The sequence below is a fragment of the Amycolatopsis thermophila genome, assembly GCF_030814215.1.
Lineage (GTDB): Bacteria > Actinomycetota > Actinomycetes > Mycobacteriales > Pseudonocardiaceae > Amycolatopsis_E > Amycolatopsis_E thermophila.
In genome coordinates, this window is the sequence record NZ_JAUSUT010000001.1 from 2,019,881 (window position 1) to 2,035,689 (window position 15,809).

Annotated in this window: 16 protein-coding genes; 6 read left to right on the top strand and 10 right to left on the bottom strand. The window is 71.2% G+C overall.

Annotated elements, in window-relative coordinates:
• Positions 1-33 precede the first annotated feature (33 nt).
• Genes FB470_RS09985 through FB470_RS09995 form a run of 3 tightly spaced genes read right to left on the bottom strand, consistent with a single transcriptional unit; the run spans position 34 to position 2,704 of the window.
• Positions 34-555, bottom strand: a complete 522-nt coding sequence (locus FB470_RS09985) for a phosphatase PAP2 family protein (RefSeq protein WP_306990608.1) — start codon at positions 553-555, stop codon at positions 34-36.
• A complete protein-coding gene (gene glf / locus FB470_RS09990) occupies positions 548-1,771 on the bottom strand; it encodes a UDP-galactopyranose mutase (RefSeq protein WP_306990609.1) in 1,224 nt (407 codons plus the stop codon). The genes FB470_RS09985 and glf overlap by 8 nt, the downstream gene beginning before the upstream one ends.
• A gap of 48 nt (positions 1,772-1,819) precedes the next feature.
• The gene (locus FB470_RS09995) at positions 1,820-2,704 is read right to left on the bottom strand and encodes an LLM class flavin-dependent oxidoreductase (RefSeq protein ID WP_306990610.1); all 885 of its coding nucleotides are present in this window, start codon (positions 2,702-2,704) and stop codon (positions 1,820-1,822) included.
• Between the two features lie 62 nt (positions 2,705-2,766).
• Between FB470_RS09995 and FB470_RS10000 the strand changes: the two genes are divergently transcribed.
• The gene (locus tag FB470_RS10000; RefSeq protein ID WP_306990611.1) at positions 2,767-3,582 is read left to right on the top strand and encodes an HAD family hydrolase; all 816 of its coding nucleotides are present in this window, start codon (positions 2,767-2,769) and stop codon (positions 3,580-3,582) included.
• On the opposite strand, the gene FB470_RS10005 is transcribed toward FB470_RS10000, so the two are convergent.
• Positions 3,579-4,922 carry an ArnT family glycosyltransferase gene (locus FB470_RS10005; RefSeq protein ID WP_306990612.1) on the bottom strand — a complete coding sequence of 448 codons (1,344 nt, stop codon included), beginning with the start codon at positions 4,920-4,922 and terminating at the stop codon, positions 3,579-3,581. The two genes, FB470_RS10000 and FB470_RS10005, sit on opposite strands and share 4 nt — an antisense overlap.
• A gap of 106 nt (positions 4,923-5,028) precedes the next feature.
• The gene (locus FB470_RS10010) at positions 5,029-6,426 is read right to left on the bottom strand and encodes an AMP-binding protein (protein WP_306990613.1); all 1,398 of its coding nucleotides are present in this window, start codon (positions 6,424-6,426) and stop codon (positions 5,029-5,031) included.
• Positions 6,427-6,442: 16 nt separating this feature from the next.
• On the opposite strand from FB470_RS10010, the gene lhgO reads away from it, so the two are divergent.
• Entirely contained in the window at positions 6,443-7,783 is a 1,341-nt protein-coding gene (lhgO, locus tag FB470_RS10015) for an L-2-hydroxyglutarate oxidase (RefSeq protein ID WP_306990614.1), read from the top strand.
• A gap of 9 nt (positions 7,784-7,792) precedes the next feature.
• Here lhgO and FB470_RS10020 read toward each other — a convergent pair whose 3' ends face one another.
• Positions 7,793-8,317, bottom strand: coding sequence for a DUF3558 family protein (locus tag FB470_RS10020; protein WP_306990615.1), 525 nt, complete (start codon positions 8,315-8,317; stop codon positions 7,793-7,795).
• A gap of 107 nt (positions 8,318-8,424) precedes the next feature.
• Between FB470_RS10020 and FB470_RS10025 the strand changes: the two genes are divergently transcribed.
• The 3 genes from FB470_RS10025 (at position 8,425) to FB470_RS10035 (ending at position 11,520) form a co-directional block, all read left to right on the top strand.
• Positions 8,425-9,171 carry a maleate cis-trans isomerase family protein gene (locus tag FB470_RS10025; protein WP_306990616.1) on the top strand — a complete coding sequence of 249 codons (747 nt, stop codon included), beginning with the start codon at positions 8,425-8,427 and terminating at the stop codon, positions 9,169-9,171.
• A 75-nt stretch (positions 9,172-9,246) separates the two neighbouring features.
• Entirely contained in the window at positions 9,247-10,536 is a 1,290-nt protein-coding gene (serS, locus tag FB470_RS10030; protein ID WP_306990617.1) for a serine--tRNA ligase, read from the top strand.
• Between the two features lie 213 nt (positions 10,537-10,749).
• Positions 10,750-11,520 (top strand): PRC and DUF2382 domain-containing protein, encoded by a 771-nt coding sequence (locus FB470_RS10035; RefSeq protein ID WP_306990618.1) that lies wholly within the window; start codon positions 10,750-10,752, stop codon positions 11,518-11,520.
• Positions 11,521-11,583: 63 nt separating this feature from the next.
• Here the strand turns inward: FB470_RS10035 and FB470_RS10040 are convergent, their stop codons facing one another.
• From FB470_RS10040 to FB470_RS10055, 4 genes are read right to left on the bottom strand one after another with little or no spacing between them, the layout of a single operon-like run.
• On the bottom strand, positions 11,584-12,489 hold the full coding sequence (locus FB470_RS10040) for a haloalkane dehalogenase (RefSeq protein ID WP_306990619.1): 906 nt from the start codon (positions 12,487-12,489) through the stop codon (positions 11,584-11,586).
• Between the two features lie 23 nt (positions 12,490-12,512).
• Positions 12,513-12,965, bottom strand: a complete 453-nt coding sequence (locus tag FB470_RS10045; protein ID WP_306990620.1) for a DUF350 domain-containing protein — start codon at positions 12,963-12,965, stop codon at positions 12,513-12,515.
• A gap of 43 nt (positions 12,966-13,008) precedes the next feature.
• Positions 13,009-14,175, bottom strand: coding sequence for a glutathionylspermidine synthase family protein (locus FB470_RS10050; RefSeq protein WP_306990621.1), 1,167 nt, complete (start codon positions 14,173-14,175; stop codon positions 13,009-13,011).
• Between the two features lies 1 nt (position 14,176).
• A complete protein-coding gene (locus tag FB470_RS10055; protein ID WP_306999162.1) occupies positions 14,177-14,749 on the bottom strand; it encodes a hypothetical protein in 573 nt (190 codons plus the stop codon).
• A gap of 125 nt (positions 14,750-14,874) precedes the next feature.
• On the opposite strand from FB470_RS10055, the gene FB470_RS10060 reads away from it, so the two are divergent.
• Positions 14,875-15,807 carry a septum formation family protein gene (locus FB470_RS10060; RefSeq protein WP_306990622.1) on the top strand — a complete coding sequence of 311 codons (933 nt, stop codon included), beginning with the start codon at positions 14,875-14,877 and terminating at the stop codon, positions 15,805-15,807.
• The last annotated feature ends 2 nt before the right edge of the window (positions 15,808-15,809 follow it).

Sequence of the window (15,809 nt, forward strand, 5' to 3'; positions counted from 1 at the left end):
GCGTTGTTCACTGATTTGGTCACGGGTGGTTCCCTACCCCTTTTTGCGGATTTTCCTGCGCAGCAGACCTCCGACCACACCGCCGAGAGCGGCACCGGCGAGCACGTCGGTCGGGTAGTGCACCCCCAACACGAGCCGGGACGCCAACATCGGCGGGACGAGCGCGGGAACCAGGTTACGCCCGGTCAATCCCGAGTAGAGCACCGCCGCCGCCGTAGTGGACGTGGCGTGCGAGGACGGGAAGCTCAGCCGGCTCGGCGTGCCGACCAGGACCTCGACGCTCGGGTCCTCCGGCCGGGGCCGCCTGACCACGCGTTTCACCGCGATCGAGGCGCCGTGCGCGGCGACCACGCCGGCGGCCGCGACCAGCCAGTCCTTGCGGCGCTCGCGGTCCACCGCGGCGCCCACGAGACCGGCGGCGAACCATCCGATCGCGTGCTCACCGAAGTGGGACAGGCCGCGGGCGGCCTTCACGGTCACCGGGCGCTTGAGCGCGCCCTGGACCCTGGAGAGCACCTGGATCTCGGCGGCGCGCTCCGGCTTCTTCTCAAGCATCGATGCTCCCGTCCAGGGGGGCGCCGTCGGTCAGGTGCGGGGCGATCTTGTTGTCGAACATCGACAGCGCCGAACCGATGGCCATGTGCATGTCCAGGTACTTGTAGGTGCCCAGGCGGCCGCCGAAGAGGACGTTGCGCTCGCGCGCCTCGGCCTTGGCCAGCTCGCGGTAGCGCTCGAGCTTGGCGCGGTCGTCCGGGGTGTTGATCGGGTAGTACGGCTCGTCGTCTTCGTTGGCGAAGCGGGAGTACTCCCGGACGATGACCGTCTTGTCCTTCGGGTAGTCCCGCTCCGGGTGGAAGTGGCGGAACTCGTGGATCCGGGTGTAGGGGACGTCTTCGTCGTTGTAGTTCATGACGGACGTGCCCTGGTAGTCGCCGGTGGGGACGACCTCCTGCTCGAAGTCGAGCGTGCGCCAGCCCAGGCGGCCCTCGGAGTAGCCGAAGTAGTGGTCCAGCGGGCCGGTGTAGACCGTCGGCGTGCCGGCCGGGATGTGCTCGCGGACGTCGAAGTAGTCGGTGTTCAGGCGGACGTCGATCAGCTCGTGGTCGGCCATCCGCTCCAGCCACGCGGTGTAACCGTCGACCGGCAGGCCCTCGTAGGTGTCGTTGAAGTACCGGTTGTCGAAGGTGTAGCGCACCGGCAGCCGGGTGATGTTGCCGGCCGGGAGCTCCTTCGGGTCGGTCTGCCACTGCTTCGCGGTGTAACCGCGGAAGAACGCCTCGTACAGGGGGCGGCCGATGAGCGAGATGGCCTTCTCTTCGAAGTTCTGCGCGTCCTTGCTGTCGATCTCGCTGGCCTGCTCGGCGATCAGCTCACGCGCCTCGTCCGGGGTGTGCGACCGGCCGAAGAACTGGTTGATCAGCGCCAGGTTCATCGGCAGCGGGTAGACCTGCCCGCGGTACTTGCCGAACACGCGGTGCTGGTAGCCGGTGAACTCGGTGAACTGGTTGACGTAGTCCCAGACCCGCTTGTTCGACGTGTGGAACAGGTGCGCGCCGTAGCGGTGCACCTCGATCCCGGTCTCCGGCTCGGCCTCGGAGTAGGCGTTGCCCCCCAGGTGGGAACGCCGCTCCAGCACGAGCACCCGCTTGCCGAGCTGGCTGGCCGCACGCTCGGCGACCGTGAGCCCGAAGAAGCCGGAGCCGACGACGACCAGGTCGTACCCGGCGAAACCGGCGTCGGTGGAGTCAGTGTTGCTCGTGTGCTCGCTCACGGGAAGCGAGGGTACCGACGCTACCGAGGGCAACCGCACCCACGTTGTCTATCGCGTGCCGCGCAGGCCCGGCAGGACGTCGGACACCACTTCTTCCAGCACCGATTCCCGGCCCGCGTACGGGCCGGCGGAACGCGGCCAGTGGACGACCACGTCGGTGAAGCCCAGCTCGCCCGCGCGGCCCGCCGCGTCGACGAACGCCTGCTTGCTGACCAGGGAGAACACCGGTGCGGCGTCGAGGCTGAGGTAGCGGTGCACCTCCTCGCCCGCGCGGTCGTTCGCGGCCAGCACCTCGTCGAACCGGCGCGACAGCTCGGCGACGCCGCGCCACCACTCGTCGAGCGTTTCGGCCGCCCGCCCGGTGGTCACCCAGCCGCCACCATAAGTTGCGGCAACCTTCATCGCGCGCGGCCCGTTCGCGGCGATGAGGAACGGAATCCGCGGCCGCTGCACGCATCCGGGCAGGTTCCGCGCGCCGCGCGCCGTGTAATAGGTCCCGTCGTGGTCGTACCCGTCGGTGATCAGCAGGCCGTCCAGCGCCTCGACGAACTCGGCGAACCGGTCGGAGCGCTGCCGCGGGGTCAGCTCCGCGCCCCCGAGGACCTTGGTGTCGTAGCCCAGGCCGCCCGCGCCGATGCCCAGGACGAGCCTGCCGTCGGCCACGTCGTCGAGGGTGATCAGCTCGCGCGTGAACGGCACCGGGTGGCGGAAGTTGGGCGAAGCCACGAACGTGCCGAGGCGGATGGTGGAGGTCACCATCGCGGCGGCGGTCAGCGTCGGCACCGCGGAGAACCAGGGGCCGTCGACCAGTGACCGCCAGCCCAGGTGGTCGTAGGTCCAGGCGTGGTCGAAGCCGTACTCCTCGGCGGCCCGCCACTTCGGCTCGGCCGCCCACCACCGGTCCTCGGGAAGAATCACGATGCCAACGCGCACCGACCCACGCTATCGGCCACCGCCGACAACCCGGCCATCCGCACCCCGGGGACAATGGGGGTGTGGAGAAACCCCTGCTGATCGCGTCGGACGTGGACGGCACGCTGCTCGACCCCCTGGAACGGATGTCGCCCCGCACCGTCGACGTGCTGCGCCGCGTCCACGAGGCGGGGGTCCCGGTCGTGCTCGCGACCGGGCGTCCGCCGCGCTGGATCCCGTCCGTCGCCCAGGCCGGCGGGCTGACCGGTTACGCCGTGTGCGCGAACGGCGCGGTGCTGTACGACATCGGCGCCGACGAGGTGGTCGGCGTGCACGGCGCGCTGGATCCGATGCTGCTCACCGACGCCGTCGAGGAGCTGGCCAGGGTCCTGCCCGGCTGCGGGTTCGCCGCGGAGCGGGTCGGCAGGCACGCGATCGATCCGGACGTGCAGCACCTGGTGATCGAGCACGGCTACCACAACCCGTGGGGCGACGGCGAAGGCGTGCCGGTGTCGCGGGCGGAGATCGTGGGGCGCCCGGCGGTGAAACTGCTGGTCAGCCACCCGGACATGACGTCGGACGAAATGGCGCGGGCAGCCGGCGCGGTGCTCGACGGGTCGTTCGACATCACCTTCTCCGCCGGTGGCGGGCTGATCGAGCTGGCCGCGCACGGCATCACGAAGGCGACCGGGCTGGCCGAGGTCGCGCAGCGGTTCGAGGTGCCGGTCGAACGGATCATCGCGTTCGGCGACATGCCCAACGACGTGGACATGCTGCGGTGGGCCGGGCACGGCGTGGCGATGGCGAACGCGCACCCGGACGTGCTGGCCGTCGCGGACGAGGTGACCAGCCCGAACAGCGAGGACGGCGTCGCCCAGGTGCTCGAGCGCTGGTTCTAGCCGCAGGGCACGTAGGTCCAGCGCTCGTCGCCCGCGAGCAGGGCCAGGATGCGGGTTTCGGCGTCGCCGCGCAGGTAGATCGTGAGCCAGCTCGTGTCGGCGCGGCGGAACGTGGCCACGTCGTAACGCTCCGCGTACCTGGCGGCGATCTCGCAGTCCTGCCCCGGCGCGTACCAGGCGAGCGGCGCAGCGAGGACCGGCAGGCCGAAGTCGGCGACCGGCGCGACCGAGTCGTCCGGCTCCCGTCCGGTGACACCGGTGATCGTCATCCGCGCCCCGGCCCGGTAGGCGAGGGCGGCGTTGCCGAACGTGTCGATGGTCGAACCGGCCGGCAGGCTGTCGCGCAACCAGTGCCCGATCTCCGTGGTCTGGGACGACCGCAGCCGGTCGGTGTGGACGACCTGCCGCGCGGCGAACGCGGCGGGCACGCTGACCGCGCACAGCACGAGCGCGACGACGGGCACCGCACGCCGCTCGGCCAGGCCGGGGCGCGGGTGCGGCGAGGGGCGGCGGCGCGTGCCGAGCCTGCCGAACAGCACGGCCGCCCCGACCGCGAGCAGGGTGCACAGGAGGAAGCCGTACGGCAGGTGCGCGGAATCGGGCCAGGCGGCCCCGACCCGGTCGTAGTAGGTGGCCTCCCAGGCCCACCACGGCACCAGGAACACCAGCGCGCCCAGCAGGTACCCGGCGGGCGCCCACCAGCTCGAGCGGCGGCGCACCGCGGTGTAGAGCAGCCACACCTCGCCGAGGAGCGCGAACACGACGCCGTCGGACCGGGTCATCACGGCCAGCGCCGCGAGGACGCCGCCGACCAGCGGGTGCCCGCTCACCAGCGCCAGGCACCCGGTCAGCACGAGCAGGACGAACAGCGCGGTCTCGGTGCCCGCCTGACCGTGGGCGGCCAGCAGGCTCGCGCCCGCGGTCAGCAGCGCGGCGATCACACCGGCACCGCCCGCGAACCGCTTCGCCAGCAGGTACGCGACCACCACGCACCCGAGCGTGGACAGGACGCCGAGCACGACCGCGCCGGTGACGACGTCCGCCCCGAACATCGCCCGCGGCAGGGTGACCAGCACGAGCCACACGAAGTTCGGCAGGCCCTCGACCCGCTCGCCGATCGTGTAGACCGCGCCGTAACCCTCGGCGATGTTGCGGGCGTAGCGGAACGTGATGAACGCCCCGTCCGGCACCGTCGCCACGACGAGCTGCAGGACCAGGGCGAACACCAGCGCGAGGAGGACGATCCAGACCCGGCGGGCCTGGCGGGTCTGGACGCGCGGCCACACCCCCACCGCGACTCCCGCCAGCGCCAGCCACGCGGCGACCAGGGCACCAGGCACCTTCTCACCCTCCGTGACGCCGCTCCACCCTTGGCGTGAATATCGTTCCGGCGCACGAATTGTTTCGTTTCGGAGCCCCTTCGGAGCGAGTGTCACTCGCGCGGGGTCAGATGCCGTCGGCCAGGGTCTGGTAGTCGATCTTGCCGCTGGCCAGCAACGGGATCGTGTCGATCGGGCGCACGTCGAAGCCGGAGGCGTGCAGGTGCAGCCGGTCGGAGAGCGCCTGGGACGCGGCCTTGCAGGTCTCGGCCGTCGCGCCCTCCGCGTACAGCACCACCTTGTCGTCGGCCGGGACCGCGGCCACGATGTCGATCCCGAGACCGGTCGCGCGCGTGGCGTGTTCCAGGTCGTCGAGGTTGATGCGGTTGCCGAACACCTTGCCGATCCGCTTCAGGCGGCCGGTGATGAACAGGAACCCCTCCTCGTCGAGGTACCCGATGTCGCCGGTGGGCAGCACGCCGTCGCACTCGTCGCCCAGCGCGAGCTGCGCGGCGTTCTCGGCGTAGCCCATCATCACGTTCGGCCCGCGGTAGATGATCTCGCCGGTGATCTTGGGGTGCGTGGTGTCGCCGCCGTCGGCCCGCCGCACCGCGAACCTGCCGCCGGGCAGCGCGGGGCCGACCGAGCCGATCTTCTCGGCGAGCCGGTCCCACGGCATGATCGACATCCGCGGGGCGGCCTCGGTCTGCCCGTACATCACGAACAGCCGCCCGCCCGCCGAGCGCATCAGCGTGTCGAACTCGGCGACCAGCTCGGGCCGCATCCGCCCGCCAGCCTGGGTCAGGGTGTGCACGCCGGGGTTGGCCGCCGGGTCGAACTTGAGCTTCCGCAGCATTTCGTAGTGGTAGGGCACGCCGGCGACGGAGGTGCACTCGTGCGCGGCGACGGTGTCCCAGAAGCCACGGCCCAGGATGCCGTCCCGCTCCACCACCACGGTCGCGCCGCTGATCAGGTGCGAGTTCAGCACGGACAGCCCGTAGGCGTAGTGCAGCGGCAGCGTCGTGGGCGCGACCTCGCGCTCGTCGATGCCGAGCACGTCGGCGATCGCGTGCGCGTTGGTCAGGATCGCCTTCCGGGACAACCGGACCAGCTTGGGGTTGCCGGTCGACCCGCTGGTGGGCAGCAGCACGGCGAGGTCGGGGTGCGGGCGGATGCCGTCGGGGTCGAGGCGCAGCCAGTGCCCGTCCGCGGCGCGGTACCCGGCCGGTGGTTCCGCCGCGGGCGCGTCCAGCACCGCCGCCGGGCGGTACCGCTCCATCAGCATGGTCAGCAGCGGCACGTCGAGCTTGGGGTCGATGAGCGCGACCGCGCGTGACGCCTCGACCGCCGCGAGGTAGCGCAGCACACTGGCCGAATCGACGGCGGTGCGGGCGAACAGCACGCCGTCGGGCAGGGCCGCGAGTGCGTCGGCCTGCCGTTCGACCTCGGTCATCAGCGCGGCGCCGTCCAGGACGGTGCCGCTTTCCGCGTCCACGAGCCGGGCGCCCGGAGCCAGCAGGGTCATCCGTACAGTCTGACCGATGGCCGTGCCGCGTCCAGGCGCGCATGACCGCGATCACCGTGCCACCGGACGGGCTCTTCCACAGTGGACAACGGAACCCGGCCCGGCCGAGGGCCCGGCACGGTCGCGCGCGCTGTCCGCGCGGTACCGGGCTGATCCGCTATACGCTGGTCGCGTGGTGAACCGGGTTGTGGTCGTCGGTGGCGGGATCATCGGGCTCGCGGTCGCGGAGGAGCTGACCCGGCGCGGGTCGGCGGTGACCGTGCTGGAGAAGGAGGACCGCTGGGCCGCGCACCAGACCGGTCACAACTCCAACGTCGTGCACGCCGGCCTGTACTACAAGCCGGGCTCGGCCAAGGCGCGGATGTCCGTCGCGGGCAATCGGTCCATTGTGGACTTCGCGCGGGAGCACGGGGTGCCGGTCGAGGTGTGCGGCAAGCTCGTCGTGGCGACCAGCGAGGCCGAGCTGCCCGCGCTGGGCGTGCTCGCCGAGCGGGCCGAGGCCAACGGCGTGCCGGCGAAGCTGATCAGCGCCGCGGAGGCCCGCGAGTACGAGCCCGAGGTGTCCTGCGTGCGGGCGCTGCGGGTCTCCTCGACCGGGATCATCGACTTCCCCCGCGTGTGCACCGCGCTGGTGCGGCTGCTCACCGAACGGGGTGCCGACCTGCGCCTGGGCACGGCGGTGCGGGGCATCCGGCGCGGCTCCACCACGAACGTGGAGGTCGCCACCGGCGACGAGGTGCTGCGCGCGGACGCGCTGGTCAACTGCGCCGGCCTGCAGTCCGACCGGGTCGCCGAGCTGGCCGGGCTGCGGCCGAGCGCGCGGATCGTGCCGTTCCGCGGCGAGTACTACGAACTGCGGCCGGAGCGGCGGCACCTGGTGCGCGGGCTGATCTACCCGGTGCCCGACCCGGCGTTGCCGTTCCTGGGCGTGCACCTGACCAGGATGCTCGACGGCAGCGTGCACGCCGGCCCCAACGCGGTGCTGGCGTTGCGGCGCGAGGGCTACCGCTGGCGGGACATCTCCCCCGCCGACATCGCCGACGTCGCCCGCTTCCCCGGTTCGTGGCGGCTCGCGAAGAAGTGGGCCTACCCGACCGGGCTGGACGAGGTGCTGCGGTCGCTGTCCAAACGCCGGTTCGCGGCGAGCCTCGCGCGCCTGGTCCCGGCGGTCGGCCCGGACGACATCGTGCGGCACGGCTCCGGGGTGCGCGCCCAGGCGCTGCGCCCGGACGGCTCGCTGGTCGACGACTTCCTCATCGAAACCGCGCCGCACCAGGTGCACGTCCTCAACGCACCCTCCCCCGCGGCGACGAGCGCGCTGGAGATCGCGAAGTACGTGGCCGACCAGGTGGCGTGAACCAGCCGGTCAGCGCTGCGGCAGGTGCCCGGCGACCACGGGCGCGGCGCGTTCGGCGACCGTGCACGACTTGCCCGGGTCGCCCAGGTTCTGGCTCGTGATGACGACGAACTCCGTCTCGCCGAGCTCGACCGCCAGGTTGCACAGCCAGTCGCCCATGATCGACGAGTAGTGCTGCCAGGTGATGCCGCCCAGCTCCTCCTCGCCGACCGGCCGGGAGGCGAAGTACTCCGCCATCGTCTGGTCGGTGCCGTAGTAGGCCTGCAGGGAGTCGTCGAGGCTCGCGGCGGGGTCGAGCGACTTCCAGTCGCAGCCCGGTGGCACCCGCTGCTTGGGCTGGCCGGGGATCGGCGTGCCGGGGCCCAGGCCGAGGTCGGCGGCTTCGTCGGTGGTCAGCAGGGTGCACGGGTCGGTGGAGCTCGCCGGCGCGACGGTCACCCGCCCCGGCGCCGGCTGCGGTGTCCCGGCGACCGTGGTCGTACAGGCACTGGCCAGGCCGGCCGCGGCCACCACCGCGGCGATCCGCCACCTCACTGAAGCCTCCCGGAGCAAGGTTTAACCGCTCGGTAACGCGCGGCGTCATCGGTTGTCCCACGCCGAACCTAGCCTGGCGGGCGCCCCGAGGAGAGGGAGACGTCGTGATGGCCGCTGATCCATTCGAGATCACCCTGCCGGTCCAGACCGGGATCGGCGTGATCGCGCCGTTCGACTTCGCCCTCGACCGCGAACTGTGGCGGTGGGTGCCCGAGCACGCGTGCCTGCACACGACCCGCCTGCCCTACCTGCCCGAGCCGGTCACCGTGCAGCTGGCGGAGGCGCTGGCCGACCCGCACGGTGTCCGCCGCGCCACCCGCGACCTGCTGGTGCCCGAACCGGAGGTCGTCGCCTACGCGTGCACGTCGGGCAGTTTCGTCGACGGCGCCGCGGGCGAGGCCGCGCTGGTGGCGGCGATGCTCGATGCCGGCGCGCCCCGCGCGATCACCACCTCCGGCGCGATGGTGAGCGCGCTGGAGGCCCTGGGCGCGCGCCGGGTCGCGGTCGTGACGCCGTACGTGGACGCGGTGACCGGCCGTCTGCTGTCGTTCCTCGCCGAGTACGGGATCACCGCGACCGCGAGCATCGGGCTGAACATGCTGGGCGGGATCTGGAAGACGACCTACGCGCACGTGCTGGCCGCGGTGGCGGAACTGGACACCGCCGGCGCCGACGCGTTGTTCGTGAGCTGCACGAACGTGCCGACGTTCGACGTGATCGAGCCGCTGCGGCGACGGCTGGGCATCCCGGTGCTCACCGCGAACCAGGTGACCATGTGGTCGGCACTGCGCGCGGCGGGCCTGCCCGATCCGGCGGCCCCGGTCGTGCCGGTGGGGCTGCCGCGCCCGGCGTGACCGGGTTGCGCGAAACCCGCTGGTCGGCCTCGTTACGCTGGAGCGCATCCGTACCGGCTCGTACCTGGAGTACTGATGCACGACCCCCGCCAGCTGCTCGACCCCGATGTGGACGCGGCCGCCAAGCTGCGCCGTCGCGGTTACGTGCTCGACACCGACCACCTGGGCAAGCTGGTGAGCAGGCGGTCCTCCGTGATCGGCGAGGGCGACCAGGCGCGGGCCGAGTCGAAGAAGGCCGCCGCCGAGGTCGGCGCCGCCGCCAAGCGCGGCGAGGACGTCACGGCGCTGCGCGAGCGGGCGCGTGAGCTGAAGAACCGGATCAGCCGGCTCGAGGAGGAGCAGCGCGAGGTCGAGGCGGAGCTCAACGAGTTCCTGCTCGGCATCCCGAACCTGCCGCTCGACGAGATCCCGGACGGCGCCACCGAGGAGTTCGCCGAAGAGGTGCGCCGCGTCGGCACGCCGCCCGAGTTCGGCTTCGAGCCGCTGGACCACGTCGACCTCGGCGAGCGCGCCGGGTTCCTGGACCTGACCCGGGCGACCAAGCTGTCCGGGCCGCGGTTCGCGGTGTTCAAGGGCGCCGGATCGCGCCTGCAGCGGGCGCTGGCGCAGTTCTTCCTGGACATCCACACCGGCGAGCACGGCTACACCGAGTTCAGCCTGCCGTCGCTGGTCACCCGGCAGACCATGACCGGCACCGGGCAGCTGCCGAAGTTCGAAGAGGACCTGTTCCGCACCGGTGTCGCCGAGCGCGAGCTGTTCCTCATCCCGACCGCCGAGGTGCCGCTGGTCAACCTGCACGCGGGCGAGATCCTGCCGCTGGAGGACCTGCCGCTGCGGTACACCGCGCACACGCCGTGCTTCCGTTCCGAGGCCGGCTCGTACGGCAAGGACACGCGCGGCCTGATCCGGCAGCACGAGTTCTCCAAGGTCGAGCTGGTGCAGTTCGTCGAGGAGGAGCGGTCGCGCGAGGCGCTGGACGAGATCCTGGCGCACGCGGAGGCGCCCCTGCAGCGGCTCGGCCTGCCGTACCGGGTGATCAAGCTGGCGGCCGGTGACACCGGGTTCTCGGCGCAGATCACCTTCGACATCGAGGTGTGGCTGCCCAGCCAGGGCACCTACCGGGAGATCTCGAGCGCCTCCGACACGGGCGTGTTCCAGGCCCGGCGGGCGAACATCCGCGGCAAGGGCAAGGACGGCAAGCGCGCCCAGATCGCGACGCTGAACGCGTCCGGGCTGCCGATCGGGCGCACGCTGGTGGCCGTGCTGGAGAACAACCAGCAGGCCGACGGGTCGATCCGCATCCCCGAGGCGCTGGTGCCGTACACGCGTTTCGAGGTCATCAACCCGGACGGCAGCACTTCCTGAGCCCGCTCGGCCGGGGCGAACAGCACCCGGAAAACGAGAGCTCCTCGGGAAATCCGGGCGGCTTCCCCGGGCGACCGAGTCAGCTGTCCACCTTGGACAAGCTCCCCGACGCGCGGGGGACCCTCACGTGAGTGATCCCTGATGGTGTCAGTTTCGCACCCCCGCCGGGCTGTGAACACCTGTCTTGGCTCAACAACGGGGAAGGAGCGAGCCATGACTGGCACCATGCGTCCGGAAGAACTCATGGAGAACGCGGTCGTGGACAACCACGGCCGCAAGATCGGGAAGGTCGGCACCGTCTACGTCGCCGACGACACGCAGCAGCCGGAGTGGGTCACGGTCCGCACCGGGATGTTCGGGCACAAGGAAAGTTTCGTGCCGCTGCAGGGCGCCACGATGGACCGCGACGGCGTGCACGTCCAGGTGTCCAAGGAAAAGGTGTCCGAGGCACCGCAGACGGACGGCGACCGGCATCTGTCCGAACAGGAAAGTGCCGAGCTGTACCGGTTCTACGACATGCCCGCGCCCCGCGGCAGCCGGGAGAACCGCGGCACCACGGGCAACCAGCCGCCGAAGCCACAGCCCGGCAAGCCCGGCAGGCGCGGCACCGCGGGTGAGTCGATGACCCGCTCGGAGGAGCGGCTCAACGTCGGCACCGAGCGCGTCGAGACCGGCCGCGTCCGGCTGCGCAAGTACACCGTCACCGAGGAGCAGCAGGTCAAGGTCCCGGTGACGCACGAAGAGGTGCGGCTGGAACGCGAACCGATCACCGATGGCGACCGCACCGGCGCCCGCATCGCCGACGAGGAGCAGGAAGTCACCCTCCACGAGGAGCGCCCGAAGGTCGAGAAGGAGACCGTCCCGGTGGAGAAGGTGCGGCTGGCCAAGGAAACCGTCCGTGACGAGGAGACCGTCTCCGGCCAGGTCCGCAAGGAACGCGTCGAGATCGACGAGGACGGCAAGGGCCGGCACCGCAACCGCTGACGCCGCTCCCCCGATGTGGCGTTCCCAGCGCCCACCGCCGCGAACGCCGCATCGGGAAAGCCGTCAGCCGGTGACGAAGCGCGCGATGATGCCGCCCAGCTCCTCGCCCTTGTCCTCCTGCAGGAAGTGCCCGGCGTTCTCCAGGGTGCGGTGGTCCTGGCCGGCCGCGCCCTTCATCGTGCGCCGCAGGACCGCCGCCATCGGACCGGTGATCGGGTCGCTGTCGCCGAAGGCGCACAGCAGCGGGATGTCCGAGTCGGACAGTACCGACCACGCGCGCCGGTTCGCCTCGCTCGCCGGGTCGTCGGGGCTGGTCGGCACCAGCCCGGGCATCGCGCGCGGGCCGGCCTTGTACATCTCGTTGGGGAACGGCGCGTCGTAGGCCGCGCGTTCGGCGTCGCTCAGCTTGGTGCGGCAGCCGGACTGCACGAACCGGCCGATGTCGAGCACCGGCGCGTTCTGCACGGCGTCGTGGAAGGCCCACCACTCGCGCGGCATGTCCTGGTCGCCGGTGGGCAGGCCGGTGTTGGCCGCGACCACCCGCGCGAAGCGGTCCGGGTTCTCGGCGACCACGCGCAGCCCGATCAGGCCGCCCCAGTCCTGGCCGACCAGCGTGACGTCCCGCAGGTCGAGCGCGTCCAGCGCGAACGAGCGGATCCACTCGACGTGCCGGGCGTAGGTGTGGTCGGCGGCGTCGACCGGTTTGTCGGAGCGGCCGAAGCCGATCAGGTCGGGCGCGATCGCTCTGATGCCGGCGTCGGCCAGCACGGGCAGCACCTTGCGGTAGAGGAACGACCAGCTGGGCTCGCCGTGCAGGAGCAGCACGACGGGACCGTCGAACGGGCCGGCCTCCACGTAGGAGATCCGGACGATGCCGTCGTGGTCGCTCTCCAGGTCGCAGTAGAGCGGCGGGTGGTCGAAGTCGGGGAGGTCGGTGAACCGGTCTTCGGGAGTCCTCAGCAGGCGCACACACCCACCCTAGGGGCTTCGCGTCAGCTGATCGAGACCGCGACGACGAGACCCAGCGCCAGGTGCGCGGCCGCGACCACGATGCTCGCCGGCGCGAACGTCCGGCTCTCCATGGTGGCCCGCATGTCGATCCGGGTCGACCACTCCAGCAGCCGCACCGCCAGTACCTGCACGACGATGCCGAGCAGGCCGTAGACCAGGGAGGTGATCAGCCCCTCGGTGAGGTCGCTGGCCGAGTTGAAGATCGCCACGACCACGATGAACGCCATCGACAGCATCCCGGAGCCGGTGACGATCACCGCGTTCGGCAGCCCGTTGCGCACCAGGGTGGACAGCTTGCCGGGCGTGGTCCAGTCGATCGCGTAGAACCCGACCAGCATCAGCAGCAGCCCGATCACGCCGTACAGCAGGATCGCACCGATCCCGCGCACGAGATCGGAGCCGAACGTGTTCGACAGCGCGAGGGTGTGGGTCACGGGGTCTCCCAGTCAGGTGATGTGAGTGATCGCGGGTGGTTTATCACGATTGCGGGATGCGGTGTGGGACGAACGCGGCACCGTCGTCGGTGACCAGGCCGGCCGTCTCGCGGATGCCCAGCCCCGCCGAGCCGTCACCGACGATCCACGCGCCCAGCGCCGGGCGGAACCCGTCGAACTCGGGCAGCGGGTCGAACGCCTGGTAGACGTACCCCTCGGCGCCGTAGACGCCGCCGGTCTCGGTCTCGTAGCCGGGCGCCACGATCTGCACGTTCGCCCCTTCGCGGCCCAGTTTCGGCTTGCGCACGTACTCGGTGAGGATGCCGGGCTGGTCGACGAACGCGGGCAGCAGGTTCGGGTGGCCCGGGTAGTTCTCCCACAGGATCGCCAGCAGCGTCTTGTTGGACAGCAGCATCTTCCACAGCGGCTCGATCCACAGCGTCTGCGGCAGCGACTCGGCGGCGAAGCGGCCGAACTCCTCGTCGACCACCCACTCCCACGGGTAGAGCTTGACCACGGTGTTCATCGGGGCCTCTTCGAGGTCGACGAACCGCTTGAGCACCGGGTCCCAGCCGATCTCCTCGATCGCCAGCCCGACGGTGTCCAGGCCGGCCTCGGCCGCGGTCTCCTGCAGGTAGGAGGTGGTGATGTGGTCCTCGCCCGTGGGGTCGGCGGCCGACCAGGTGAAGTACAGCTCGTTGCTGGGCAGCAGCCCGCGGATCTCCTGCCAGCGCTCGACGAGCCGCTCGTGCACCGAGTTCCACTGGTCGTCGTCCGGGAAGACCTCGGTCTTCCAGTGCCACTGCAGCACCGCCGCCTCCAGCAGGGAGGTCGGGGTGTCGGCGTTGTACTCCAGCAGCTTCGCCGGGCCGCGGCCGTCGTAGCGCAGGTCGAACCGGCCGTAGACGTGCGGGTCGTGGCGCTTCCACGACTCGGCGATGTGCGGCCACACCCACTCCGGGATGCCGAACTCGCGGTAGCGCTCGGTCAGGACGACGTGGTCGACGGCCTCCAGGCACATCGAATGCAGCAGCTCGACGTCGGCTTCGAGGCTGAGCACCTCGTCCATCTCGAGGACGTAGTGCACCGACTCGTCCCAGTACGGCCGGTCCTGACCGGTGCCGTAGCGGGCCGGGGTGCCGAACACGAGGCCCTGCTCTTCGACGATGCGCTGCCAGTCCCGCCGCGGCTGGGCGGTCCCCCTTCGCACCCTAGGATCCCCCGCTCTTCCCGCCGCTGTCGCCGCTGCTACCGCCACTGCTCTTGCCGCTGATGCCGAAGCCGCCGCGCTGCACGGTCTTGCCGGAACTGGTCTTGACCGTGGTGTTGCCGGACGGCTTGGTGTAGGTGCCGCCGGTCACCGGCCTGCCGATGGTGCCGGTGCCGCCGTAGTTGTAGCGGTACTGGCTGTACCCGCCGCCGCCGGGTATCGGAATGAACCAGAAGCCCGTGGACGAGTTGTAGTACCCGCCGTGGGTGGTGGCGTAGTTGTCGTCGCAGTATTCGTCCGGCTGCACGACGTTGTTGCTGTCGGTGCACAGCGCGTTGACGGTCTCCCCGCTGCCCGCGACGTACCAGGTGGCGACCACGGCGACCAGGCCGACGGTGACCCCGCCGCCGATCAGCAGCTTGCGGCGCGTGGCGGCCTTCTGCTCCGCCGCGGCGCGCGCGTCCCGCTCCGCGGCCTCCTGGCGGGCCTGGTCCTCCAGCGCCTGCCGCCGAGCACGCTGCTCGGCCAGTGTCGGCTCCCGCCGTTTCGCGGTCGACGGGTCCTGGAACCGCATCGAGCCGCGCGGGGGCTGTTCTTCCGGGGGCTGCTGCCCTCCCGGCGCACCGTCGTCTGTCATCGCGCTCACCCTAACCACCCGAGGGGTGTCCCGTCCTCACGACGCAGGCATTATGGGACGCGATGCTCGGAGATGGTGTGGAAAAAGGCACGCTGCGCACCCGGCTGGTGATGGCGGGTGTCTTTTTGGGCGCCATCCTGGCGTTGTCGCTGAGCGTCGCCTTCTCGTGGGGCGGCGACGTGACCGGTGGCGGGAAGGTCGAGGAGTCGCCCGAGGCGAAGGCCGCGTTCACCGCGCCGCCCGGCAGTTGCGTGACGTGGACGGCGCCGGACGTGTCGGACATCCACGTCGTGCCGTGCGCCCAGCCGCACCTGTACGAGGTGACGGGCGTGGTGAACATCGGCGACAAGTACCCGCCGCAGGCGCCGGCCCCGACGGTCGAGCAGTGGCGGGACATCGCGCTGGAGCGGTGCAGCGAGGGCGTGTCGGCGTACCTGGGCGGGCAGCTCGACCCGTTCGGCAAGTTCACGGTCAGCGCGCTGCGGCCGGGCAACGACGAATGGGCCGACGGGAACCGCGAGATGCGGTGCGTGCTGCAGTGGGCCGCGCCCGGCGGGAAGCTGGAACCGATCACCGGCAAGGCGGCGGACCAGTCGCAGGCGGCGGTGTGGGAGCCGGGGACGTGCCTGGCGCTGGTCGGCAAGACGGTCGGCAACCCGATCGACTGCGCGCAGCCGCACTCCTACGAGATCGTCGCGACCCTGGACCTGAAGACGAAGTTCCCGGACGGGTATCCCTCGCAGAACGACCAGAAGACGTGGCTGGACACCGAGTGCAACAAGGCGGTGCAGGACTACGCCGGCCAGATCGACCTGGCCGCCCAGAAGCTGATCCTCGGGTGGGACGTGCGTGAGCAGGAGAGCTGGGACGCCGGTTCGACGCTGGTGAACTGCAAGGTCGGCGCGAAACTGCCGGACGAGAGCGGCCTGGCGCCGGTGACGGGCAGCATCCGCAAGGCCGAGGCCCCGGCCGCGCCGCCGAGCACGGGCAGGTAGAC